Source organism: Aminobacter sp. P4_D5 (assembly GCF_056401815.1).
This window is the reverse complement of sequence record NZ_JBFUIP010000046.1, coordinates 1-22,844: the sequence shown is the minus strand read 5'-3', so window position 1 is coordinate 22,844 and position 22,844 is coordinate 1. Positions and strand designations below refer to the sequence as shown.

Sequence of the window (22,844 nt, the reverse complement as noted above, 5' to 3'; positions counted from 1 at the left end):
CGAAACCCTGGGCAAAGACCAACCTGGCTTTGTCGCGCATGGCAACGCGTACGCTGACATTCCTGACGGCGCTGCCTATCGATGGTTGTTGTTCGAATCTTGCGCTGCTCTCTTGCCAAGTTGAATCACGATTTCGGTTCTATTCTGGACCCGCAGCTTGCGCATGATGTGCTGGATGTGCATTTTCACAGTGTTCTCGGAAATATTCACGTTGGCTGCGATTACCTTGTTTGAATGGCCAAGCAGCAACTGTGCGAGAACGTCTTCCTCGCGATGGGTGAAACCGGAAGCGGTTTCAAGAACGTCAATGCTTTCCGAGGCATAAGTATGTCCGTTGACGTATGTCTCGAGCCCGGCTGGTTCCTCGACATGCGTGCCCCTGGGATGCGGGCAATACACGCCGCCTGCCAGGACAAGGCGAACCCCTGCAAGGGCGACGTCAAGGGACAGCGAAGTGGTGAAGAAGCCTGCGACGCCCRTCCGCAACGCCTGCACGGCCATGCAAGGGTCGTCTGCATTCGACAGGAGTGCAATCTCGGCTTGTGGATAGGCTTCTTGCACCGCTGCGAGATCGTCGCGCAGCTTAGGGTCTTCGATACTTCTCGATCCCATGTAGAAACCAACGATGCGAACGTCCATGCCGCATGCGCTGAACAAGCTTTCGACCGACTCCATCTCGACGAAATCCCATCCGGGGAATTCAGCTTTGAGGAGCCTGACGATAGAAGTTCTTGCGAGTGCGTGGTTTCCTATGACGATCATAGCGCATGGGCTATGCGAGGAATGGCGGGGCATTATGCTCCCCCCTTGTTGGCACCCTGAGACACACAAACAAGCTTTGGAACGTATCACGTCCGCCTGTTTGGTCACAGCGAAATAATTGACGAATGTAAAAGTATTAAACGACCAAGAAATATCCAAAATAATGATCGTTCTGCCAAGTGGATCGCCAATTTATATGCGCGTGCAAGGCTATGTCAGCAAGTGCAGATGTCGATCCGGATCGAATTTGGCTTCGGTGTTTCAATCTCACATTCGCTGGCGCGACGAGACCGGTATGATTTTGTTCAAGGGTATCCAGTGCCCTAAGGGTCTCATCGGGCATGCGGTATTCGTCTATGTTCGCTATCACGCGCATGTGAAGCGCGGCCAGATTGAGTCTCACGGGAGGCATCGGTTCGACCCCGTGTTTGGGTCCGGTAGGGCGTCAGGCCTTGGGTCTACGGCCGAAGCTGTAGCCTGACGAAGTCGACGAGATGCCTGGGCAGTTGTTCATGGTTTTTCGTAGTGGAAGCGCTTGAGCGTCGCGTCCCGCTGATCAATTCAGACCGCTACCTCGGATTGTAAAACCCCTTGCGGAAACAGGGATGGTGCCAGTTGAACGGCCCGCGTTGCGGAGCGGCGGCATAGTGTCGGAATCGAGCGGCGGACCCGAAAACCGCCAATAGCCTTGGGAGACGATCGTGATACCAGGCCGGCTCGCAGGACCGGCCGCTTGCCGCCATAATTTTGTATACAAAACTAAAGGCATATGTTGACAAGCGTGTATTTTAGGCTTCCCTTGCGTCATCCGAGCCGCAGAAAACAGGGAACACCGCGCCGGATGCCAAAAATGGGGAGTGACATGATCAACAGACGCTCGACATTGAAATCGTTGGCGCTTGGCGCCGTCTCGGTATTGGCAATTGCAACCGGAACCAGTTTTTCGGCCCAGGCTGCAAACAAGGAACTCAAGATCGGCTTCGTCGGCGTGACCAGCGGCCCCGCCGCGGCCTGGGGCACATCCAACGTGCGCTCGATGCAGACACGCGCGGATTGGCTTAATGAAACCGGCGGCGTGAAAATTGGTGCTGACACCTACAACATCAATATCGTCACCTTCGATGACCAGAAGGACCCCAAGCGCGCCATCGCCGGCATGGAAAAGATGGCCCAGGAAGGTATCCACTATGTCGTGGGCCCGAATGTCGACGACGGCGCGGCCGCTGTCCGCCCGGTGGCGGAATCCAAGGGGATCATCTATTTCCCCTATGCCTTCCCGAAATCGCTCTATGTGCCGCCCGCTTCCAACGCCGTACTTGGCATGGTCGCCAACTACCAGTCCGGCCCGGCGATCTACAAATATCTGATGGAAAAGAAGGGGGTGAAGAAGATCGCCTTCATCGCCGCCAATGAGTCCGACCCGCTCAGCCAGCGTGACGGTGGCGTCGCCGCTGCCAAGGCGCTCGGCCTCGACGTCGTTGCCGAGACCGACACCTACCAGAACGATACGCGCGATTTTACGCCGGTGCTGACGCCGATCGTGCAGTTGAAGCCGGACCTGCTCGTGCTTTCGGGGGTCGCTCCGGCCAATGCGCCGCTGCTCATCCGCGCGGCGCGCGAACTCGGTTATGAAGGCCTGATCTCGGCTGAGACGGCACAGGATGCGGGCGTGCTGCAGGAAGGTGCGGGTGAACTGGCCAACGGCTTCATCTCGGTCGGCGGTGCTTCCACGCCCGAAATCCGAACGCCGTTGATGGACGAATTCATCGACCGCTACACCAAGAAGTTCGGCGAATACAACGACGAGTCCAACACCAAGGTCTATGCGCTCGAATACATCATCGAAACGCTGAAGGCGAACCCCAAGGCGATCGACAATGTCGACGAGTTCAAGAAGACCATGGACACGTTCTCGGCGCCCAATCCTTACGCCAAGGACGGCACACTGAAATATGTCGGCACGACTTCCTTTGGCCAGAAGCGCCAGGTTTCGGTGCCGATGGTGGTGACGGAGTTCGAGAACGGCGCGTTCAAGACRCTGTTCGTCGGCGAAGTGGACTGACGTTCGACGCAGCGCTTCAACCGAGGTTCGGGTCCAATCCCGGACCTCTTGCCGACCGGATTTGCCGTCATGGAACAGGTGATCGCCAACGGGCTCTATCTCGGTGCCCAATACGCATTGATCGCGCTCGGTCTGACGTTGATCTTTGCGCTGATGAACGTACTCAACTTCGCCCATGGGCAGATGTATGTGTTGGGCGGTTTCGTCACATATTCGATCTACGGCCAGCTCAAGCTGCCCTTCGCCGTTGCGCTGATCTGTTCGGGCGTGACACTCGCGATCATCGGCGCGTTGATGGAGAAGTTTCTCTTTCGCACGGTGATAAGACGCAGCAAGCGTGAAGAAAGCACGATGCTACTCGCGGCAGCCACCGCATTCTTCCTCGATGCCGTCATCCTGCTCCTGTTCGGCGAAAAGCAGCGCGGCGTGCCCAAGATCGTCAGCGGTGTCTTTGTTTCCGACGGTTTGATCATGCCCTACGACCGCATGGTCGTCGGCGTGGTCGCTATCCTGATGATCGCCGCTTTCATGCTCTACATGCAATACAGCAGGCCCGGCCGCGCCATGCGTGCGCTGGCGCAGGACCGCATCGCCGCGCAACTGATGGGGGTGAATGTAAACCGCTATTCGATGCTCGGCTTTGCGCTCGGAGCGATGCTTGCGGGCATCGTCGGCGGGCTGCTGGTCAGCATCACCGGCATCAACTCAGGCATCGGCGGCCCGATCTCGATCAAGGCCTTCCTGATGGTGATGATCGGTGGCGCCGGCGTCGTTGGTGGCGCCATCGCCGGCGGCTTCATCTTGGGCATGATGGAATCGGTTGGTCTCACCGTGCTGCGTGAATATGGCGACGTCACCTATCTCGTCATCTTCGCGCTTTTGATGGTCTTCCTCAGCATCCGCCCCAACGGGCTGATGGGCAAGCCGTGGGGTTGACGCGATGACGAGAGCCCCGACCACCAAGATCGTCTCGGCAGTCCTGTTCCTGGCTGTGCTCCTCGTTGGCGTGCCGCTTTTCATCAACGCCACAGGTCGCAGCGATCTTTATTACACGCTGACCTCGGTAGCACTTCTCAGCATCATCAGTGCAGGCGTTTGGGTCACTTTCTACATCGGCCGCATCAATATCGGCCAGGGCGCCTATGCGCTGATGGGCGGTTATGTATCGGCAATCCTGGTCATGAACTATGGCGTGTCCTTCTGGCTCACGCTGCCGATTGCCGGGCTGTTCTGTGCCGCGGCAAGCGTGCTCATCGGCTTGCCGATCCTGCGGCTGCGCGGTGTCTATTTCGCGATGGTGTCGCTGGTGCTGACCGAGGTTGCCCGCCTGCTGGCCCTCGCATTGCCCATCACCAACGGCGCCAAGGGCATCGTCAGCATACCCTTGCCGGCCGGCATCAGCCTTTTCGGCATCACGCTGGTTCCGGATTTCGCCACGCTCGCCAATCCGCGGCTCGCCTTCTACATCGTCGCCGTGCTCTTGATGGCCCTGTGCTTCGCCGGGCTTTATCGGCTCGTCCATTCGCGCATCGGCCAGCTCTGCCAGTCGCTTCAGCAAAACGAGGAACTCGCGTCTTCGATCGGCGTCAACATCGCCTATCTTCGCGTTGTCGCCTATGCCATCTCGTCCTTCCTGGGCGGCGTCGGTGGAGCGATGTTCGCCTCGATCTCGCAGTCGATCTACCCATCGAGCTTCACCGTCGCCGACTCCGTCAACTTTATGCTCAACTGCTTCCTCGGCGGGCTGGGCTATGTGCTCGGACCGATGCTCGGAACCTTCGTCCTATATTTCGGCTGGGACATGCTGTTCCAGACCGGGGAATACCAGCTCCTGATCTTCTCGACGGTGCTGATCGCGCTCATTCTGGTCCTACCCAATGGCCTGCTCAGCCTGACCCTGCCGGCCAAGAGGAGCGTCTGAGGCCATGGCCGACATTCTCGAAATCTCCGGGCTTACCAAGCGTTTCGGCGGCCTCGTTGCGGTCAACGATGTATCGTTTGCTGTGGGCGAACGCGAAATCCTGTCTGTGATCGGACCGAACGGTGCCGGCAAGTCGACGCTTTTCAAGCTGATTGYCTCATTCCTTCGGCCGACCGACGGCGAAGTGCGTTTCAAGGGCGAACGGATCTCGGGGCTCGCGCCGCATATCGCAGCCCGTAAAGGCGTGGTGCGCACCTTCCAGGAAACCACGATCTTCAAGAGCATGACCGTGCGCGACAATGTCGTGACCGCCCATCACCTGCGCTCGCGCGCCAGCCTCGCAGGTTTTTATCTCGGCAGCAGTGCCGCCCGCCAGGATCTGGAAGCGTTCGGCAAATCGGCGGACGAGATCCTCGTTTTCCTCGGCCTCGCGCCGATGCGTAACGAGGTCGCCAGTACCTTGCCCCACGGCCACCTCAGGGCGCTCGGCATCGCCATCGGACTGGCCACGAACCCGTCGGTGATCCTGCTCGACGAACCGTTCGCCGGCATGAACCATGACGAGACCAAGCGCGCGGTCGAGATGGTGCGAAAGCTGCGTGCGCGCGGCATCACCGTGCTTTTGGTCGAACATGACATGGCCGCGGTGATGAACATCTCCGACCGCATCGTCGTGCTCAATTTCGGCCAGAAGATCGCCGAAGGCACGCCGGCCGAAATCCAGAGGGACCCCAAGGTGATCGAAGCCTATCTCGGCGCCGAAGATGAATCGATCGGAATGTAGCCATGGAGCCGCTGCTCAAATTCGATGATGTCGAACTCTACTACGACCACGTCTATGCGCTGAAGGGGGTGTCGCTGGAAGTCCGCGAGGGCGAGACAGTAGCGCTGATCGGCGCCAACGGGGCCGGCAAGACTTCGATCCTTCGCGCCATCACCGGCCTCAAGAAGGTCCACAAGGGCGAAATCCGCTACCACGGCAAGCGCATCGATGGCGCGGCACCTGACGAGATCGTGCGCATGGGCATTTCCATGGTGCCCGAAGGGCGTCGTGTCTTCTCCTACATGACTGTTCGCGACAATTTGCTGATGGGCGCCTTCACCCGAACCGACAAGGCCGAGGTTCAGCAAAGCATTGACAAGGTGCTGACGCGATTTCCCCGTCTCAAGGAGCGCTATTCGCAGCAGGCCGGAACGATGAGCGGTGGCGAGCAGCAGATGTTGGTGATCGGCCGGGCGCTGATGGCCCGGCCGCGCCTGCTGCTTCTCGACGAGCCGTCGCTCGGCGTCGCGCCCAAGCTGGTGCAAGACATCGCGCGCTCCATCGTTGCGATCAATCGCGACGAGAAAGTCAGCGTACTTCTTGTCGAACAGAACTCGCGGATGGCGCTGCGCATCTCGCAACGCGCTTATGCGCTGACCACCGGCAAGGTGGCGCTCAGCGGCAATTCAGCCGAGATGCTGAACGACGAGCGGGTCAGGAATCTTTATCTCGGCGTCGAATCCTAGGCGGGATCACATGCGAATCCTCGTGATAAATCCCAATACGACGGCCTCTATGACCGACAAGATCGGCAAGGCCGCGGAGTTCGTTGCGTCAGTCGGAACTGAGATCATCGCCGTCAACCCGAAGGACGGTCCACCCAGCATCGAAGGCTATTTCGACGAGGTCTTCGTTGTGCCCGGCATGCTCGCCGAAATGACCAAATCCAAGGGGGTTGATGCCTATGTCATCGCCTGCTTCGACGACACTGGTCTTGATGCGGCGCGCTGTGCGGTCGATGTTCCGGTGATCGGCATCGGCGAAGCCGCATTCCATTTCGCCACCCTGATCGCTGGCAAGTTCAGCGTTGTCACAACGCTCGCGCGTTCGGTGCCGGCGATCGAACACAACCTGGTGAAATACGGGCTGGCCTCGCGCTGCGCCAAGGTGAGAGCATCTGACGTCGCCGTGCTCGACCTCGAATTGCCGGGTTCGGAAGCCCACCGCAAGATCTCGGACGAGATCGCCAGGGCGATCGCCGAAGACAAGGCGGAAGCGATCGTGCTTGGCTGTGCCGGCATGACCGATCTGGCGTCCGATCTCGCGCGCGACCATGGAGTGCCGGTGCTCGATGGCGTGGCCTGCGCGGTCAAGCTTGCCGAGAGCCTGTCCTCGCTCGGCCTCAAGACGTCCAAGGTCGGTGCCTACGCCATGCCGCTCGTCAAGCGCTACGCTGGAATCTACGCCTCGCAATCGCCCGGCATAGGCGCTTAAGGTTGGGGAGGGATTGACCGCCCGGCGCGCAATGTGAGATTCCGTGCGAAGTTCGACCGTATCCCAACAACGGCGAGCGACAAACGGAGAGCTTGCCAGAAGTAATGAATATGTTGACCGCCCTTCGCCCGGAAAACGATAGCGACAAACCGGCCGCGCGCTGGTCACCCATCTATCACGGGTTGAGGGACGCCATTGTCGGCCACCGTCTCGCTCCCGGCACGAAGCTGCCGGAGGATGAGTTGGCGGCAATCTATTCTGTCAGCCGCACCGTCATTCGCGCGGCACTGCAGGCGCTCGCACATGACCGATTGGCCCGGCTGGAGCCCAACCGCGGCGCCTTCGTCGCTCAGCCCTCACCCAAGGAGGCGCGCGAGGTATTTGAGGCGAGGGCGCTGATCGAGCCGAAAGTGGCTGCACTTGCCGCGGAAGTGGCCAAGCCGAAAGACGTTCATCTCCTGCGCCGGCATCTCGAAAAGGAGCACGAGGCACTGCATGCCGGTCGTGACAGTGACGCGATCATGTTGTCGGCACGCTTCCATGTTGGTGTCGCCGAAATCGCCGACCATTCCATCCTGACGGGGTTTGTGCGCGATCTCGTTTCGCACTCCTCACTTATCATCGCGCTCTACTGGAAGCGGCGCGACACCACCTGCGAGTGTCACGCCCACCACGCTCTGGTCGACGCAATCGAGGCCGGCGAGCCGGCGACAGCGGCGGAGCTCATGAACAGCCACTTGGTTGACCTGTTGTCCGGTCTGGATCTGGCGCGAACCGGTCAGAGGCCGGAAAGCCTGTCCGACATTCTGCGCTGATTTTTTCTCGCGTTGATCCATAGTCCCGCGATGGTAGGACGCGTGGGCGGAGTGTCCTTCGGAAAGTTCGGCTGGCTTCGTCCGGCGTTTGCTGTCGGCCGATTTGGCCTTGGAAGCCTTGTCGTGCTAGGGAGCGGCCTTATCTGAAGGCCACCTCAGCCCTTGCACAAATTCGAAGACCCCATGACCAAGCTCTACGCCAACGGCGCCCAAATACTCGCCGTCGCACCCATGATGGACTGGACTGACCGGTGCTGCCGCTATTTTCACAGGCAGATCACCCGGGATTCGCTGCTCTATACCGAGATGGTGGTGGCAGATGCCGTCATCCATGGGGCGCGCGAGCGGCTTTTGGGTTTTGACGATTGCGAGCATCCGGTCGCCTTGCAGCTTGGCGGATCCGATCCGGTCAAGCTCGCCGAGGCCGCCCGCATCGGCGCGGATTTCGGCTACGACGAAATCAATCTCAATGTCGGCTGCCCTTCGGATCGTGTTCAGTCGGGTACCTTCGGCGCCTGCTTGATGAAGACGCCGGATCTGGTGGCGGAGGGCGTTGCGGCAATGAAGGGCGCTGTCAAGATTCCGGTCACGGTGAAATGCCGCATTGGTGTCGACGACCAGGATCCCGAAACAGCGCTTGATACGCTTGCCGACGCTGTCTTCGCGGCCGGTGCAGACGCGCTTTGGGTGCACGCGCGAAAAGCCTGGCTGGAGGGGCTGAGCCCCAAGGAAAACCGTGATATCCCGCCGCTCGACTACGGTCGCGTCTATCACCTCAAAGCCAGAATGCCTCATCGCTTCATAGGCATAAACGGCGGTATTCAGACGCTGGATGAAACGCGCGCGCATCTTGAAAGGGTCGACGGCGTGATGCTCGGCCGTGCTGCCTACCACACGCCAAGCGTTCTGGCTGGCGTCGATGCGATGTTGCGCGGCGAGGCGGCTGAAGACTTTGACCATGCAGCCTTGATTGAGGCCATGGCGGATTATGCCGGTCGGCATATCGCGGCCGGTGGCCGTCTCGGCCATGTCACGCGCCATATGGTCGGGTTGTTCCATGGCCTGGCAGGCGCGCGTCGTTTTCGGCAGATCCTGTCGACCGAAGCCAACAAGCCAGGGGCGGGGCCTCAGGTCCTGCGGGATGCCTTCGCCGCTGTCGACATGAGCCGCGCCAGCGAAGCAGCGTAGCACTAGTCGCGCAAAATCATCCGGTCGCCGCGCACTTCGAAGCCCGACAGCGAGCCGATGAAGTTCATGCCAAGCAGGCTCTGCTCAAGCCCATGATCGGCGACGAGCATGGGCAAGTTCTTGCGCTCGATGGCACCAAGCTGGACGCTGCCTGCTGTAATGCGCGCTGCGTGCGCGATACCGTTGGCGGTCGAGACGGGAATGGTGAAGCCCAGGTTTTCAGGATCGAAGCCAGCCTTGCGGGCGTCGGCCATGGTCAGCACAGTACTCGTGGCGCCGGTGTCGACCATGGCCTGGATGGTCGCGCCGTTGATCTGCATGCGCGCGCCGAAATGCCCGTTGGGCAGCTTGTCGAGGGTGACAGTGGCGCGGCCGTCGCCATCCAGCGCAGACATCGGGCTGCCCGGCACCAGGCCGGCGGTCACGCGGCTGGCGATATCCTGCAATTCGTAGCGATACTGATAGCCGGCGACAAACACGAGCACGATCAGCACCCACAGCGCGAGGCTACGCAAGGTATCGCCCAGGCGCGTTCCGCGACGCAAAACGCCAGCACCGATGACAAGGGCTAGCGCGCCAGCATAGATCAGCTGTCCGAAGCTGTCATTGTTGAGACCAAGGGTTTCTCCAGAGGAGTGGTTGAACAGCAAAAGCAGCAGTCCGCCGCCGAGCAAGGCTGTGACGACCCAGTAAAGGCGGCTCATGTCTGCTGGATATCCTCAGTTGGACGCGTTTTCGCGGGCCATGCGCGAACGGCGGGTTTCACGGCGCGGCTTGCGCTCGATGGTTTCCAGACGTGCGGGCAAGGTGGCCATCACGGCACGGCGTCTCTCCGGTGTCATGCCAAGCCAGGCACCGATTTCCTCGCGCGTGCGCCCGCAGCCAAAGCAATAGCCCGTCGTATCGTCGAGCGAACACAGCATGATGCAGGGAGATTCAATGGCGGTCATCACGTCGTCCGTGGCAGCTATGCTTTGCGCCGATGTATACACTGGGCCAATCACAGATGATGTAGCCTGTGCGTCATTGCAAGCGCTTTCCCGCGACGTCACATCAACGTGCTCCCTTTCCACGAGCGCTTTGTCGCGATTGTTTTCGCGCGCTCAGGCGGCTATGCCGCGCGTGACGATGACGAACAGCAGGTAGCCCCTCATGACCAGCGCTCTTCCCTTTGACGATTTCCGCAATCTGTTTGCGCATCTGCCCGAGGGCGATGTGGCTCAGGCCGGCAAGGTKTGGGCTCTGTTTGCCAAAGCCGACAAGCCAAAAGGCTCGCTTGGCCGCATCGAAGATATTGCTGCCTGGCTGGCGCGCTGGTCCGGACGCGCGCCGCCTTCGGTGCTCAAGCCGATGGTCGCCATCTTCGCCGGAAATCATGGCGTGGCTGCCCAGGGCGTGTCGCCAAGGCCGATGGAAGCGACGGCCCGACGGGTCGAGCTGTGCGCGGCCGGCGGCGCTGCGATCAACCAGATCTGTCTTGCCAACGATCTCGGCTTGAAAGTGCTTGATCTGGCACTGCATCTGCCGACCGCCGACATCACACTCGAGCCCGCGCTCGACGAACGCGGCTGTGCTGCCACCATGGCTTTTGGCATGGAGGCTATTGCTGGGGGAACCGATCTGTTTTGCATCGGCGACCTCGGTGTCGCCAACACCACCGTTGCGGCGGCGCTTTGCGCCGCATTGTTTGGTGGCAAAGGCGCGGATTGGGTCGGGCCCGGCTCCGGTGCGGATGCTGCAATGCAAGCGCGCAAGGCCGAAATGGTTGACCGCGCACTGGCTCTGCATGGTCCACACCTCAAGGACCCGTTCGAGGTGCTGCGCCGTGTCGGTGGCCGTGAATTCGCCGCCATTGCCGGTGCGATCCTTGCTGCACGCATGGAAAAGATCCCCGTGCTGCTCGACGGTTTTGCCACGTCCGCCGCAGCCGCCGTGCTTTATGCCGTTGATCCGGCAGCGCTGGACCACTGCATGTTCTCACATGTCTCGACCGAGCCCGGCCATGCCCGCTTGCTCGCCAAACTCGGCGCAAGGCCTCTGCTAGGCCTTGGCATCGACCATGGTGAAGCGGTGGGGGCGGGGCTGGCGGCCGGCCTCGTCAAGACTGCGGCCCAGATCAGCTCGGGGATGGCAGCAGCGGTCGCCTGAAACGCGGACCTTCCGTTCGGGGTCATGCGCTGGCGGCGCTGCGAGGTTCCAACTTCGGCAGGCCGTCGATCACGCGCGCCGCAGGGAAGATGGCGATGGCCTCGGTGCCTTCGCGGAGCTTCGAACGCAGTTCGAATTCGCCGCCATGGAGCGAAAGCAGGCCCTGCACGATGGGCAGGCCAAGCCCCGTGCCTTGCTCGGCGCTCTTGATGGCAATCGAGCCTTGGCCGAAAGCCGACAGCACGACCGGGATTTCCTCGGCCGGGATGCCGGGGCCATTGTCCTTGACCGAGATGTATTGTCCACCGCCGGCGGTCCAGCCGACGCGAACGCGGATTTCGCCGCCGGTGGGCGAAAACTTGATGGCGTTGGACAACAGGTTCAGCGTGACCTGGYGGATGGCGCGCTCATCGCCAAGCAGGCGTGGCAGTGCGGGCTCGAATTCCTCGACGATCCGCAAATCCTTGTTGCGCGCCTTGAGTTCCATCATGTGGCAGCAATCCTCGACCACCGAACGCAGCGCCAACGGCTCCTCGTTGAGCTGGTAGCGGCCAGCTTCGATGCGCGACAGGTCGAGGATCTCRTTGATCAGATCGAGCAGATGCTGGCCTGAATCGTGGATGTCGCGGGAATATTCGCGGTAGGTCGGGCTGTTGATGGGCCCGAGCACTTCGCCAGCCATCACCTCGGAGAATCCGAGGATGGCATTGAGCGGCGTGCGCAGCTCGTGGCTCATGGTTGCGAGAAAGCGCGACTTGGCTAGGTTGGCGTCTTCGGCGCGTCGGCGTGCTTCGTCGGACATGGATTTGGCCGTTTCCAGTTCGGCGATCAGTGCGTCCATCTCGGAGCGGAACGACATCAGCATCAGCGCCGAGCGGTTCTTGATCTTGGCGACCTGGGAAAAGAAGGGAAGGGCAACCACCAGCAAGGCTACCATGATCATGCCGAGCGGCTCGGATAGCCTGACGCCAAAGGCGGCATAGGCAGCGACGGGAACGAGGAAGGTCGCGGTCAGCGCGCCGCGCAGCGAAGATGCCACGATCGCTGTAGCGGCCATGGCGCCAAGCAGGAATACGCCCTTCAAGATCGAAAACAGATGCGGTTCGCAGGCAGCACATGTCATCACGGTCAGATAGGCCCAGGCAAGGCCGGTAACGAAATGGCCGACGAGGAAGTTGCGGCGCATGGCTGACGGGCTCATGGCAGCCGGCGTTGCCTCGTCGGCACGACGGGCAAGCAACGCCAGGCCGCCATAACCCAAGATGGCGACGAACGCCCAGGTGAGGAAGTCGCTTTCGGCGCCGAGCAGCAGGCCGATGCCGGCAAAGATGACGATCAACAATGGGAGCGTGGCTGAATGAGCCCTGATCGAGCCGGCATGGAGCTTCAGCAGTTCGCGATCGAAGACCAGTCCRCCAGGTTGTTGCGCAAGCTGATCACGTGTCTTGCGCACARCACGCGCGACATCGCTGTTGCGATGGCGTTTCCTGCGGTCCACAATGATCTTGTCCGCCGTGTTAGAGCGTTGCAACGGCATGTGATAATTCGATTTTCGCGCGCACTTACCTTAAGTCTGCACGCTACGACCGAATGATTAAGGGATTGTTTGCCATATGAGCCGTTCGTGGTCGGGCAGGCCGCGACAGCGGTATTTCAGGCGCCCGCGCAGCCTTTGGCGCAAGTTCCTGGATTATGCGCTGACCGCCGCGATACTCGGAACCCTCATACTCGTATCGGCGCGCCTCGACAGGGTGGAGACACGCAAGGCCCAGGGTGCAGCAGTCATCAACGACGGCGATTCGATTACATTGGGAGCCGAACGCATCCGTTTGCGTGGCATCGATGCGCCGGAGTACTCCCAGATTTGCAGGAAGGACGGCACCGAGTATCCTTGCGGCCGCCGTTCGCGCGAGGCGCTGTCGAAACTTGTCGCTGGGCGCCAGGTGATCTGTAATGGCTGGGAGCGCGACAAATACGGCCGCCTGCTTGGCGAGTGCAGCGTCGGGAGCATCGATCTCAACCGCGCCCAGGTCGAGGCCGGCTGGGCGATTGCCTATGGCGACTACGAAGCCGAAGAAGCCGCCGCTCGCCGCGACCATAGGGGGTTGTGGGCAGGCGAATTCGACCGACCGCGCGACTGGCGTAACATGCATGGCGACATGACCGAAATCGAGCATGGCAGCTACGGGAGGATACTCAACTGGCTGCGGGAAATCTTTCGATTCTCGTAGCTTGAGGGCTATAGTTGCGAGATCGCAGCAACTCGGGAGAAACAGATGAAGCTGTTTGACGGAGGCCGCGCGCCAAACCCAAGGCGCGTGCGGGTGTTCCTTGCCGAAAAGGGCATTGAGGTGCCGATGGTTTCAGTCGACATGGGTGCGATGGAGCACAAGAAAGCGGACGTTGCCACGCGCAATCCCCTGCAGCGCTTGCCAGTGCTCGAACTGGACGATGGCACCATACTCACCGAAACTGTTGCCATCTGCCGCTATTTCGAGGAACTTCACCCGGAACCTGCGCTGTTTGGTCGTGGCGCGCTTGGCAAGGCGCTTGTCGAGATGTGGCAACGGCGCATCGAGTTCAACCTGTTCCAGCCGGTCGGCTTCGCCTTCCGCCACATCCATCCGGCGATGAAGGAGTGGGAGGTGCCGCAGGTCCCGGAATGGGGCGAGGCCAACAAGCCGAAGGTGATCGAGTTCCTGGCTCTGCTCGACAAGGAGTTCGCGTCGCGCGAATTCGCTGCCGGCGACGACTTTTCCATCGCCGACATCACCGGCCTGATTGCCATCGACTTCATGAAGCCGGCGCGCATCGTGGTGCCGGAGGAATTCTCCAACGTGCTGCGCTGGTACCGCACGATTGCCGCCCGCCCGAGTGCCGCGGCCTGACCATGTCTGCCGAACTCGATCAGCTCGTTGTGGAGATCAAAGCCTGCCGCATCTGCGTTGAACAGCCTTTGGGCAAACCCTTGCCGCATGAGCCAAGGCCGGTGGTGGTTGCGTCCTCCCGTGCACGTATCCTCATCGCCGGGCAGGCGCCTGGAACCAGGGTGCATCTGAGTGGCGCACCGTTCACCGATGCCTCAGGCGACCGGCTGCGCGATTGGTTGGGCGTTTCCCCTGAAGCTTTCTACGATCCGGAAAAATTCGCCATTGTGCCGATGGGATTTTGCTTTCCAGGGCAGGACGCCAAGGGCGGCGACCTGCCGCCACGACGTGAATGCGCGCTGGCCTGGCGCGCACGCCTGATGGCGCAGATGCCGCAGATCGATCTGGTGCTGGCGATCGGCCAATATGCGCAGCGCTGGCACATGGGCGCCGCGCGTGGCTCGTCCTTGACCGACACAGTCGCCGATTGGCGTTCGGTCTGGGCGCGCTCGTCGGGCCCGCATGTGCTGCCACTGCCACATCCGTCCTGGCGTAACACCGGCTGGATCAAACGGAATCCGTGGTTCGAAATGGAATTGCTGCCTTTTCTCAGGGCGGAAATCCAACGTCGTCTTTCCTAATCGACATGGAAATCGATACCGAAAATGCGGGGTGTGCGGAGAATTCCTTTCTTGTATGATGGGGTAAATCACAGGATTATGGCGAACCTTTTCTAACGGAGCCTGCATATGGACCGCCTCGACCGGAAAATCCTTCGTCTCCTCCAGGAGGACGCGACTTTGGCCGTGGCCGACGTCGCCAAGAAAGTCGGCCTGTCCACCACGCCGTGCTGGCGTCGTATCCAGAAGCTCGAGGAAGAGGGTGTCATCAAGCGGCGCGTCGCCATCCTCGATCCGGAAAAGATCAACACGCGCGTCACCGTGTTCGTGTCGATCCGCACCAATTCGCACAGCCATGAGTGGCTGCGGCGGTTTTCCGAGGTCATCCAGGAATTCCCCGAGGTCATCGAGTTCTACCGCATGAGCGGGGATGTCGATTACTTGCTGCGGGTCGTCGTGCCCGACATCGCCGCCTACGATGCCTTCTACAAGCGCCTGATCGCCAAGATCGAAATCCGCGATGTGTCGTCGGCTTTCGCCATGGAGCAGATCAAGTACACGACCGAACTGCCGCTCGACTACATGACCCTCGACAAGGAAAGCGGCGCGTCGGCAGCCTGATCAACGCTTCTTCGCGTTCAGTCGTTCAAGCGTCTTCGGATTGGTCAGTTCGCGTACCGCGTCCTTGCCGATCCATCTCGCCGTCTTGTCAGATGAGGCGGCGAGCTTTTCCGACAATGCCAGTGCTGGAGCATGCAGGGCCGGCGAGCGCTTGCCGACCTGGCGCAGCGCCCAGTTCACGGCCTTCTTGACGAAATTGCGCTCGTCAGTGGAATGCGCCTCGACCAGATTCAGCCAGCCGATGAAGGTTTCATCCGGTTCCTTCTTCAGATGCACCGCAGCTGTGGCGATCGCCGAGAAGGCAGAACGGCGGACGAATTCGCGCTCATCTGCTGCATAGGCTGCGATGGTCTCATGGGCGAGCCCGGCATCGCAGAAGAGATAGACGGCGTGATCGACGATCTCCCAGCTGTCGAAATCGGCGGCCATGGCGTCCGCTTGCGCACGCACGACCTTGTCGGGCTCATCCGTAGCAACCGCCAGGATCCGCGCTTCGCGGATGCCGGTGGCCCATAGCGCCCGCGCGCGGTCGTGATCCTGCTTGAGCGCCTTGGCGAGTGGCCGCAGCACGGCATTGGAAATGCCGAGCGCCCGGTCGTTGCGAATACCAAAGCGAGCAATGCCGGCTCGGTCTTCCTCCGAGCCAAGCGTGCGCAGATGCGCGACGATCTCATCAACAGTCGAATCTGGCGACAGCGCCACGGCGGATGGTCCTATTTTTCGAGCCGTGCGAGTAGCGAGGAGGTATCCCAGCGTTTGCCGCCCATGCCCTGCACATCCTTGTAGAACTGGTCGACAAGGGCTGTGACCGGCAGCTTGGCGCCGTTGCGGTCGGCCTCTTCGAGGCAGATGCCGAGATCCTTGCGCATCCAGTCGACTGCGAAGCCGAAATCGTATTTGCCGGCATTCATGGTCTTGTGGCGGTTCTCCATCTGCCAGGAGCCGGCGGCACCCTTGGAGATGACGTCGACGACATTTTCGATGTCGAGACCAGCCTTCTTGCCGAAGTGAATGCCCTCGGCGAGCCCCTGGACGAGGCCGGCGATGCAGATCTGGTTGATCATCTTGGTAAGCTGGCCAGCACCGGCGGAACCCATGAGACCAACCATGCGGGCAAAGGAATCGATCACCGGACGAGCGCGGTCGAAGGCGTCCTGTTCGCCGCCGACCATGACCGTGAGCACGCCGTTTTCGGCGCCTGCCTGACCGCCTGACACCGGTGCGTCGAGAAAATGGAAGCCGCCGGCTTTGGCAGCGGCGTCGAGCTCGCGGGCGACTTCGGCCGAAGCGGTGGTGTTGTCGATGAAGATCGCGCCCTTCTTCATCGAATGAAACGCGCCCTGGGCACCGATGGTGACTTCGCGCAGGTCGTCGTCATTGCCGACGCAGGCGAAGACGAAATCCTTGTCCCTGGCGGCTTCCGCAGGCGTCGGCGCAAAGGCTCCGCCATGCTGGGCGGCCCACTTTTGCGCCTTTTCGGTGGTGYGGTTGTAGACGGTCACGTCGTGACCGCCCTTGTTCTTGAGATGCCCTGCCATGGGGTAGCCCATGACGCCAAGACCAAGGAACGCGACCGATGCCATGGTTCACCCTTTCGAAGTGCAAATATTGTGGTGCCCGAGGTCTATGACATCAGGCGGATTCGTCAAGACGATCGTGGTTGGGCCAGGGTTTGCTCAGCGATGCAGATGGCGGGTGATGCGACGTTCGATCCAATCGACAAAATGGCGCAAGGTTTCGACCAGCGAGAGATAGAGCAGGGCAGCCCAGAGATAGGTCTGGAAGTCGAAGGTGCGCGAAAAGGCGCGGCGCGTCTCGCCCATCAGGTCGTAAACCGTGATGATGGCGACGATGGCCGAGCCCTTGATCATCAGGATGATTTCATTGCCGTACGGCCTGAGCGCGACGATCAGAGCTTGCGGCAGGACGATGTTGTAGAGCGTCTGCAGCTTGGACAGGCCCAGTGCGGATGCGGCCTCCCACTGCCCCTTGCCGACGCTTTCAATCGCGCCCCGAAGGATTTCCGCCTGATAGGCAGCCGTGTTGAGGGCAAAGGCAAAGACCGCGCAATACCAGGCTTCGCGGAAGAAACCCCATAGGCCGATTGCCTCCAGTTGCGGCCTGAACGAACCGAAGCCGTAGTAGATCAGGAAGGTCTGGGCGAGCAGCGGCGTGCCGCGGAAGAAATAGACATAGCCGTAGGAAATTGCGTTCAGCACGCGGTTCTTCGACATGCGTGCATAGCAGATCGGTAGCGACAGGATCGCGCCCAGCACGATGGAGATCGCCACAAGCGTCAATGTCACGCGCAGTCCCGAGAGATAGGACGGCGCATATTTGGCGAAAAGGTCGGGATTCCACGCGCTGAACAGATAGGTGACAAGGCCAAGGCCTAGTGCGATCCAAAGGGCGACAAAGACCCAGCCGAAGATACGTTCACGTGACCATCCGCGAGGCGGTGCCACTGGCCGCAGTGCCTTTGCCGTTGGCTCACTGGTCGAGCTCATCGTTGCGCCTCCCGCTTGCCGACCCAGCGCTCAATGGCGTTGATGCCGAAGGACGAGATGATGGCAAGCACGAGATAGATCAGGCACGAGACACCGAAGAACAGGAAGGCATGCTTGGTTGCCCTGGAGGCGATGCTGGCTTGGCGCAAAATGTCGGTCAGTCCGATTGCCGACACAAGGGCCGTATCCTTGAGCAGGATGAGCCAGAGATTGGCCAGGCCGGGCAGGGCGATGCGCACCAACTGCGGCAAGATCACCAGTCGCATGGTCTGGCGCGGCGACAGCCCTATCGAATAACCGCCTTCATATTGGCCGCGCGGGATGGCGCGAAAGGCAGAAAGGAAAACCTCGCTGGCGTAGGACGAGAACACGACGCCGAGCGCGACCATGCCTGCGACGAAGCTGTTGATATCTACAGTCGTGCCAGGGCTGATAAATTGTACGATCTGCTGGATGCCGATCTGCGCCCCATAGAAAACCAGAAAAAGCGTCAGCAGTTCCGGCAGGCCACGAAAGATGGTGGTGTAGATGTTGCCTGCGAGCCGCATCGACGGTTCGCTCGATTGCTTGGCGAGTGAGACCAGGAAGCCGATCAGCAACCCCAGCGGCAACGTTACCACAGCGAGCGAAACGGTGACGAGCACGCCGTAGGCGAGCGCGTTTCCCCATCCGTCGGGCCCGAAACCCAGAAGCGCCCAAACGCTTTGCATCGGTAGACTATCCCCATTGCATTCCAGCTGCCGGAATGCCGCCGCCTTCAATGACGGCTTGTTGTTGTGCCTATGTTAGACAAACGGCGGGAACTTGTCCCGCCGCCTGTTCAGTCTCGTCAGCCTCTGGTCGGCTCAATCGCCATAAACGTCGAACTTGAAGTACTTGTCGTTGATTTCCTTGTACTTTCCGTTGGCGCGAATGGCTGCAATCGCCGTGGTGAACTGGTCGGCAAGCGCGGTTTCACCCTTGCGGACGCCGACGCCGGCACCTTCGCCGTGGATTTCAGGCATGTTCGGGATCGTGCCGACGATCTTGCAGCAGGCGCCATCCGGGGTGTCGAGCCAACCCTGGATGGACACGAGGTCGTCGCTGACTGCGTCGACGCGGCCATTGATGATGTCCAGCTTGTACTCTTCCGCGCTCGGATAGGACTTGACCGTGCTGTCAGTGAAGACCTTCTCGGCATAGTTGTAGTGGATCGTCGAGCCCTGAACGCCAATGGTCTTGCCAGCGAGGTCGGCCTTGGTCACCCCCTTGATGTCGGTGTCCTTGGGAGCGGCGATCACGGCAGGGGTGTTGATGTATTTCTTGGAGAAGTCGATCTTCTGCTTGCGCTCAGGCGTGATCGACATCTGAGCGATGATGGCGTCGAACTTGCCGGCCTGAAGTGCCGGAATCATGCCGTCCCACTCCTGGGCGACGATCTCGCACTTGACCTTCATCTCGTCGCAAAGCGCGTTGGCGATGTCGACGTCAAATCCCACAAGCTTACCGTCGGGGGTCAGATTGTTGTAGGGAGGGTAGGCGCCTTCGGTGGCGATCGTGAGTTTCTTTTCTTGCGCCTGTGCCATGCCGATGGTCAGCGCAAGCGCTGCCGATGCGGCCAAGGCGATCTTGGAAATACGCATAATGTTCCTCTCTGTTACCATCCGGCCGGTTCCTGTCCATTGCGGCCGTTGGGCGGGTGATCTCCGCCAGTAGCGGCGATACTCCCACTGTTTTCAGTTAAAAATCAATCGTGAAAAGGGCTTTTGCGACGTGGACTCCAGGCGGTCATGATGACGCAGCGTCATTGTTGCTTCAGGCCTGATCGTATTTCGACAAAGTCGGCAATAGCCTTGATGTCGTCGATGCCGAACACCGGCACCTGCTCGTCCTCGGCTGGATGATCGGAAGCGATGGCAACGATCGCGGGGTCTTTCGAGGTCAACGGCGAGCGGTCCTTGGCCTCCAGACGGCGCGCTTCGATCTTGAGATGGTTTTCGCGCTTGTAGCCCTCGACCAGCACCAGATCGCAAGGCGCGAGCCGCGCCAAAACCTGGTCCAGTGTCGGCTCGTCTTCACCACGCAGCTCGTGCATCAACGCCCAGCGGCGGCCCGACACGATGGCGACTTCGGTCGCGCCGGCCTCGCGATGACGAAAGCTGTCGGCGCCTGGCTTGTCGATGTCGAAATCGTGGTGGGCGTGCTTGATGGTCGAGACCTTCCAGCCGCGCCCGACGAGCTCCGTCACCAGCCGCTCGGTCAAGGTCGTCTTGCCGGAATTCTTCCAGCCGGTGATGCCGAAAACACGATGCGCCATCAATTGGCTCCGCCCAAAAGGCGCTCAGCCTCGGCGAGGTCTTCAGGCGTGTTGATGTTGAAGAACGGATCGACAGTCGTTGCGCCGCGCTGCTCGGCTTCAAAATCCACCACGTCTAGGCCTGCCTGCTCGATGAACGTCATAACCCTGCGGGTATCGCCGCTTTCCAGAAAGGCCGCAAGCGCGTCGCGAAGGCAAATCGGCCACAGCGCGAAAGTCGGGTGCACGCGCCCGTTCGAGGCCGCAACGGTGACCCGGCCTCCAGCAGCGCGCGCGGTAAGTTGCCGTGCAAGATCGGTCGGGAAGAATGGCGTGTCGCCGGCAACGCTGAGGAGGTGAGTCACACCATGCTTGCTGACAGCCCATTCCAGCCCGGCAAGAATTCCCGCAAGCGGTCCCTGATAGCCGGCGATCGTATCGGCGATGATTTCAACGCCCAAGTCAGCAAAATGAGACGGGTCGGCGTTGGTATTGATGACAACGGGAGATGCCTGCGGCTGCAGCCGGTCGAGCACCTGGTGGATCAAAGGGCGCCCGTTGAGCGGCAGCAGCGTCTTGTCGGTGCCGCCCATTCGGCTCGAACGGCCGCCGGCAAGGATCAGGCCTGCCATCTCAGTCGCCATGGCTACACCCCGTCGGGCGCCATAGAGGCGCTAGTGCTCTCGGCTGCCGGCCGGCCTTTGCCGACGACGCGCTCGCGATAGAGCGAATAAAGACCTGACGCGACGATGACGGCCGCACCTGCCATCATCGCGAAGTCCGGGACATCGCCGAAGACTACGATGCTGAGCGTGATTGCCCATATCAGGGCAGTATAGCGGAACGGCGCGATGAAGGAGATTTCACCTTCGCGCATCGCCATGATGACGAACTGATAGCCGAACAGCACTAGGACCGCCGCACCTGCGAGGAACAAGACGAGGTCGAATGTCATCGGCACCCAGCCACCGAAAGGCACGATCGTCAGCGCCCCGGTGATGGTGATGATGATGGTGGTGACGGTCGACACGAACAGGGATGGGACGTGACTGGGGATCTTGCGCGTCGCAAGGTCGCGTACCGCGCAAAAGGCTACCGAGAGCAACGCCAGGATCGAAAAGGCGTTGAAGCCGTCGAAGCCGGGACGCACGATGATTAGCACGCCGCCGAAGCCGGCGGCGATCGCGACCCAACGGCGCCAGCCGACGCTCTCGCCCAGAAACAGTGCCGCCCCCATGGTCACGCCCAGCGGCAGTGCCTGGAGCACCGCGGAAATGTTGGCCAGCGGCAAATGCGGCAGGGCAGCGAGAAAACACACGGTCCCGCCGACTTCGCCGACAAGGCGCAAAAACACCATGTGATGCCAGTACTGGCGGATCCCCCTGAGCGCGCCCTGCTGCCACGCCAGCAGGCTGATCAGCGTGGTCGCGAACAGTCCGCGCACCAGCATCAACTGGCCCGGATTGATCGTCTGGGAAGCGAGCTTGCTCAGCGTGTCGTTGAAGGTAAAGGCGGCCATCGCGACGACCATGAACATAGCGCCGCGAATATTCGAGGAAAGTGGCAATTGAGCTTTCCGTTGCTGCTGTTGCATACGGCTTTAGCATCGGTGCGCGAAACAGCAATGGCAAACGCATGGACCAGCGCGCACCAAAGCCGATTATGGCTCTGGACGACATGGTTGCGCCGTTCAGCCGCCAGTCACGCTCATATGACGAGAGACGGACGGACGATTGGTGCGACGGTCGATGATGAAGTCGTGGCCCTTGGGTTTACGCCCGATTGCCTCGTCGATTGCGTTCGACAACAGCTCGTTGCCCTCGGAGGTCCGCAGCGGCGCCCTGAGGTCGGCGGCGTCTTCCTGACCGAGGCACATATAGAGCGTGCCGGTGCAGGTCAGCCGCACCCGGTTGCAGCTTTCGCAGAAATTGTGCGTCATCGGCGTGATGAAGCCGAGCCGGCCGCCGGTTTCGGCAACTTCGACATAACGAGCAGGACCGCCAGTCTTGAACGGGATGTCGGTCAACGTGAACTGCCGTTCGAGATTGGCCCTCAGCAATGACAAAGGCATGTACTGGTCGGTACGGTCGGCATCGATCTCGCCCATCGGCATGGTCTCGATGACGGTCAGGTCCATGCCACGGCCATTGGCCCAACGCAGCATGTCCGGGATCTCGGCGTCGTTGAAGCCCTTGAGCGCTACCGCATTGAGCTTGATGTGCAGGCCGGCCGCCTGTGCCGCGTTGATGCCTTCCATCACTTTGGAGAGATGGCCCCAGCGCGTGATGGCGTGGAACTTGTCGGGATCGAGCGTATCGAGCGAGACATTGATGCGCTTGACGCCGCAATCGGCGAGCTCCTGGGCGAAGCGAGACAGCTGCGAGCCGTTGGTGGTTAGTGTCAATTCCTCCAGCGCGCCGCTATCGAGATGACGCGACAACTGGCGGATCAGGTGCATGACGTTCTTGCGCACCAGCGGTTCGCCACCGGTCAAGCGCAGTTTCTTGACGCCCTTTTCGATGAAGACGGTGCAAAGCCGGTCGAGTTCTTCGAGCGAGAGCAGGTCCTTCTTGGGCAAGAAGGCCATGTCCTCGGCCATGCAATAGGTGCAGCGGAAATCGCAGCGGTCGGTCACCGACACGCGCAGATAACTGATCGAGCGACCGAAAGGATCGATCATATCCATGGTCTGCGCTTCCGTTTCCCGTTTGGTGGCGTCTTGTTCAGCGCCTGCATGCTACGGCTATGTTGTACGCTTGAGCCTGTCAATCAAGATGAAAGTTTCTTGCCCTGGGGTAGCG

The 22,844-nt window shown here is 60.7% G+C and carries 26 protein-coding genes; 13 read left to right on the top strand and 13 right to left on the bottom strand.

Annotation, left to right across the window (positions count from 1 at the left end):
* Positions 1-75: 75 nt before the first annotated feature.
* Positions 76-675, bottom strand: a complete 600-nt coding sequence (locus AC1DWF_RS12600) for a helix-turn-helix transcriptional regulator (RefSeq protein WP_476841723.1) — start codon at positions 673-675, stop codon at positions 76-78.
* A 949-nt stretch (positions 676-1,624) separates the two neighbouring features.
* Here AC1DWF_RS12600 and AC1DWF_RS12595 point away from each other — a divergent pair.
* From AC1DWF_RS12595 to dusA, 8 genes are all read left to right on the top strand, one after another.
* A complete protein-coding gene (locus AC1DWF_RS12595; RefSeq protein WP_476783406.1) occupies positions 1,625-2,824 on the top strand; it encodes an ABC transporter substrate-binding protein in 1,200 nt (399 codons plus the stop codon).
* Between the two features lie 69 nt (positions 2,825-2,893).
* Entirely contained in the window at positions 2,894-3,760 is an 867-nt protein-coding gene (locus AC1DWF_RS12590) for a branched-chain amino acid ABC transporter permease (protein WP_476783407.1), read from the top strand.
* A gap of 4 nt (positions 3,761-3,764) precedes the next feature.
* A complete protein-coding gene (locus AC1DWF_RS12585) occupies positions 3,765-4,745 on the top strand; it encodes a branched-chain amino acid ABC transporter permease (protein ID WP_476783408.1) in 981 nt (326 codons plus the stop codon).
* Between the two features lie 4 nt (positions 4,746-4,749).
* The gene (locus tag AC1DWF_RS12580) at positions 4,750-5,529 is read left to right on the top strand and encodes an ABC transporter ATP-binding protein (protein WP_476841722.1); all 780 of its coding nucleotides are present in this window, start codon (positions 4,750-4,752) and stop codon (positions 5,527-5,529) included.
* Between the two features lie 2 nt (positions 5,530-5,531).
* Positions 5,532-6,254 (top strand): ABC transporter ATP-binding protein, encoded by a 723-nt coding sequence (locus AC1DWF_RS12575; protein ID WP_476783410.1) that lies wholly within the window; start codon positions 5,532-5,534, stop codon positions 6,252-6,254.
* A 10-nt stretch (positions 6,255-6,264) separates the two neighbouring features.
* Positions 6,265-7,002, top strand: a complete 738-nt coding sequence (locus tag AC1DWF_RS12570) for an aspartate/glutamate racemase family protein (RefSeq protein WP_476783411.1) — start codon at positions 6,265-6,267, stop codon at positions 7,000-7,002.
* A 110-nt stretch (positions 7,003-7,112) separates the two neighbouring features.
* On the top strand, positions 7,113-7,817 hold the full coding sequence (locus tag AC1DWF_RS12565; protein WP_476783418.1) for a GntR family transcriptional regulator: 705 nt from the start codon (positions 7,113-7,115) through the stop codon (positions 7,815-7,817).
* A 183-nt stretch (positions 7,818-8,000) separates the two neighbouring features.
* Positions 8,001-9,005 carry a tRNA dihydrouridine(20/20a) synthase DusA gene (dusA, locus tag AC1DWF_RS12560; RefSeq protein WP_476783412.1) on the top strand — a complete coding sequence of 335 codons (1,005 nt, stop codon included), beginning with the start codon at positions 8,001-8,003 and terminating at the stop codon, positions 9,003-9,005.
* A 2-nt stretch (positions 9,006-9,007) separates the two neighbouring features.
* Here dusA and AC1DWF_RS12555 read toward each other — a convergent pair whose 3' ends face one another.
* Both AC1DWF_RS12555 and AC1DWF_RS12550 read right to left on the bottom strand, forming a co-directional pair.
* Entirely contained in the window at positions 9,008-9,709 is a 702-nt protein-coding gene (locus tag AC1DWF_RS12555) for a TIGR02281 family clan AA aspartic protease (protein ID WP_476783413.1), read from the bottom strand.
* A gap of 15 nt (positions 9,710-9,724) precedes the next feature.
* A complete protein-coding gene (locus AC1DWF_RS12550; protein ID WP_476783414.1) occupies positions 9,725-9,955 on the bottom strand; it encodes a DUF1289 domain-containing protein in 231 nt (76 codons plus the stop codon).
* A gap of 202 nt (positions 9,956-10,157) precedes the next feature.
* On the opposite strand from AC1DWF_RS12550, the gene AC1DWF_RS12545 reads away from it, so the two are divergent.
* Entirely contained in the window at positions 10,158-11,153 is a 996-nt protein-coding gene (locus AC1DWF_RS12545) for a nicotinate-nucleotide--dimethylbenzimidazole phosphoribosyltransferase (RefSeq protein ID WP_476787618.1), read from the top strand.
* 22 nt (positions 11,154-11,175) lie between these two features.
* Here the strand turns inward: AC1DWF_RS12545 and AC1DWF_RS12540 are convergent, their stop codons facing one another.
* Entirely contained in the window at positions 11,176-12,690 is a 1,515-nt protein-coding gene (locus AC1DWF_RS12540; protein ID WP_476841721.1) for a sensor histidine kinase, read from the bottom strand.
* Between the two features lie 76 nt (positions 12,691-12,766).
* Here AC1DWF_RS12540 and AC1DWF_RS12535 point away from each other — a divergent pair, with 76 nt between their 5' ends.
* From AC1DWF_RS12535 to AC1DWF_RS12520, 4 genes are all read left to right on the top strand, one after another.
* Positions 12,767-13,384: a thermonuclease family protein gene (locus tag AC1DWF_RS12535; RefSeq protein ID WP_476787617.1), complete on the top strand. Its 618-nt coding sequence runs from the start codon at positions 12,767-12,769 to the stop codon at positions 13,382-13,384.
* Positions 13,385-13,429: 45 nt separating this feature from the next.
* Entirely contained in the window at positions 13,430-14,041 is a 612-nt protein-coding gene (locus AC1DWF_RS12530; RefSeq protein WP_476782517.1) for a glutathione S-transferase, read from the top strand.
* A gap of 2 nt (positions 14,042-14,043) precedes the next feature.
* The gene (locus AC1DWF_RS12525) at positions 14,044-14,661 is read left to right on the top strand and encodes a uracil-DNA glycosylase family protein (RefSeq protein ID WP_476782516.1); all 618 of its coding nucleotides are present in this window, start codon (positions 14,044-14,046) and stop codon (positions 14,659-14,661) included.
* 108 nt (positions 14,662-14,769) lie between these two features.
* Entirely contained in the window at positions 14,770-15,261 is a 492-nt protein-coding gene (locus tag AC1DWF_RS12520; RefSeq protein WP_476782515.1) for an Lrp/AsnC family transcriptional regulator, read from the top strand.
* On the opposite strand, the gene AC1DWF_RS12515 is transcribed toward AC1DWF_RS12520, so the two are convergent.
* The 9 genes from AC1DWF_RS12515 to moaA all read right to left on the bottom strand — a co-directional run bounded on the left by AC1DWF_RS12515 (position 15,262) and on the right by moaA (position 22,729).
* On the bottom strand, positions 15,262-15,963 hold the full coding sequence (locus tag AC1DWF_RS12515) for a DNA alkylation repair protein (RefSeq protein WP_476787616.1): 702 nt from the start codon (positions 15,961-15,963) through the stop codon (positions 15,262-15,264).
* A gap of 11 nt (positions 15,964-15,974) precedes the next feature.
* Entirely contained in the window at positions 15,975-16,844 is an 870-nt protein-coding gene (locus tag AC1DWF_RS12510) for an NAD(P)-dependent oxidoreductase (protein ID WP_476841720.1), read from the bottom strand.
* A gap of 93 nt (positions 16,845-16,937) precedes the next feature.
* On the bottom strand, positions 16,938-17,768 hold the full coding sequence (locus AC1DWF_RS12505; RefSeq protein WP_476782512.1) for an ABC transporter permease: 831 nt from the start codon (positions 17,766-17,768) through the stop codon (positions 16,938-16,940).
* The gene (locus AC1DWF_RS12500) at positions 17,765-18,478 is read right to left on the bottom strand and encodes an ABC transporter permease (RefSeq protein WP_476782511.1); all 714 of its coding nucleotides are present in this window, start codon (positions 18,476-18,478) and stop codon (positions 17,765-17,767) included. Before AC1DWF_RS12500 ends, AC1DWF_RS12505 begins: the two co-directional genes overlap by 4 nt.
* Before the next feature lie 135 nt (positions 18,479-18,613).
* Entirely contained in the window at positions 18,614-19,390 is a 777-nt protein-coding gene (locus tag AC1DWF_RS12495; RefSeq protein WP_476787614.1) for an ABC transporter substrate-binding protein, read from the bottom strand.
* Between the two features lie 161 nt (positions 19,391-19,551).
* Positions 19,552-20,064 carry a molybdopterin-guanine dinucleotide biosynthesis protein B gene (gene mobB, locus AC1DWF_RS12490; RefSeq protein ID WP_476782509.1) on the bottom strand — a complete coding sequence of 171 codons (513 nt, stop codon included), beginning with the start codon at positions 20,062-20,064 and terminating at the stop codon, positions 19,552-19,554.
* On the bottom strand, positions 20,064-20,687 hold the full coding sequence (gene mobA, locus AC1DWF_RS12485; protein ID WP_476782508.1) for a molybdenum cofactor guanylyltransferase MobA: 624 nt from the start codon (positions 20,685-20,687) through the stop codon (positions 20,064-20,066). Before mobA ends, mobB begins: the two co-directional genes overlap by 1 nt.
* Positions 20,688-20,689: 2 nt before the next feature.
* Positions 20,690-21,610: a DMT family transporter gene (locus tag AC1DWF_RS12480; RefSeq protein ID WP_476782507.1), complete on the bottom strand. Its 921-nt coding sequence runs from the start codon at positions 21,608-21,610 to the stop codon at positions 20,690-20,692.
* A gap of 123 nt (positions 21,611-21,733) precedes the next feature.
* The gene (gene moaA, locus AC1DWF_RS12475; RefSeq protein WP_476782506.1) at positions 21,734-22,729 is read right to left on the bottom strand and encodes a GTP 3',8-cyclase MoaA; all 996 of its coding nucleotides are present in this window, start codon (positions 22,727-22,729) and stop codon (positions 21,734-21,736) included.
* Between the last annotated feature and the right edge of the window lie 115 nt (positions 22,730-22,844).

Bases quoted from the DNA above. Each gene is read 5' to 3' on its own strand.
- AC1DWF_RS12500 (WP_476782511.1), bottom strand. From the start codon at position 18,478: ATGCAAAGCGTTTGGGCGCTTCTGGGTTTCGGGCCCGACGGATGGGGA.
- AC1DWF_RS12565 (WP_476783418.1), top strand. From the start codon at position 7,113: ATGTTGACCGCCCTTCGCCCGGAAAACGATAGCGACAAACCGGCCGCG.
- AC1DWF_RS12570 (WP_476783411.1), top strand. From the start codon at position 6,265: ATGCGAATCCTCGTGATAAATCCCAATACGACGGCCTCTATGACCGAC.
- mobA (WP_476782508.1), bottom strand. From the start codon at position 20,687: ATGGCGACTGAGATGGCAGGCCTGATCCTTGCCGGCGGCCGTTCGAGC.
- mobB (WP_476782509.1), bottom strand. From the start codon at position 20,064: ATGGCGCATCGTGTTTTCGGCATCACCGGCTGGAAGAATTCCGGCAAG.
- AC1DWF_RS12585 (WP_476783408.1), top strand. From the start codon at position 3,765: ATGACGAGAGCCCCGACCACCAAGATCGTCTCGGCAGTCCTGTTCCTG.
- AC1DWF_RS12495 (WP_476787614.1), bottom strand. From the start codon at position 19,390: ATGCGTATTTCCAAGATCGCCTTGGCCGCATCGGCAGCGCTTGCGCTG.
- AC1DWF_RS12590 (WP_476783407.1), top strand. From the start codon at position 2,894: ATGGAACAGGTGATCGCCAACGGGCTCTATCTCGGTGCCCAATACGCA.
- AC1DWF_RS12525 (WP_476782516.1), top strand. From the start codon at position 14,044: ATGTCTGCCGAACTCGATCAGCTCGTTGTGGAGATCAAAGCCTGCCGC.
- AC1DWF_RS12520 (WP_476782515.1), top strand. From the start codon at position 14,770: ATGGACCGCCTCGACCGGAAAATCCTTCGTCTCCTCCAGGAGGACGCG.
- AC1DWF_RS12505 (WP_476782512.1), bottom strand. From the start codon at position 17,768: ATGAGCTCGACCAGTGAGCCAACGGCAAAGGCACTGCGGCCAGTGGCA.
- AC1DWF_RS12550 (WP_476783414.1), bottom strand. From the start codon at position 9,955: ATGACCGCCATTGAATCTCCCTGCATCATGCTGTGTTCGCTCGACGAT.
- AC1DWF_RS12530 (WP_476782517.1), top strand. From the start codon at position 13,430: ATGAAGCTGTTTGACGGAGGCCGCGCGCCAAACCCAAGGCGCGTGCGG.
- AC1DWF_RS12535 (WP_476787617.1), top strand. From the start codon at position 12,767: ATGAGCCGTTCGTGGTCGGGCAGGCCGCGACAGCGGTATTTCAGGCGC.
- AC1DWF_RS12575 (WP_476783410.1), top strand. From the start codon at position 5,532: ATGGAGCCGCTGCTCAAATTCGATGATGTCGAACTCTACTACGACCAC.
- dusA (WP_476783412.1), top strand. From the start codon at position 8,001: ATGACCAAGCTCTACGCCAACGGCGCCCAAATACTCGCCGTCGCACCC.
- AC1DWF_RS12555 (WP_476783413.1), bottom strand. From the start codon at position 9,709: ATGAGCCGCCTTTACTGGGTCGTCACAGCCTTGCTCGGCGGCGGACTG.
- moaA (WP_476782506.1), bottom strand. From the start codon at position 22,729: ATGGATATGATCGATCCTTTCGGTCGCTCGATCAGTTATCTGCGCGTG.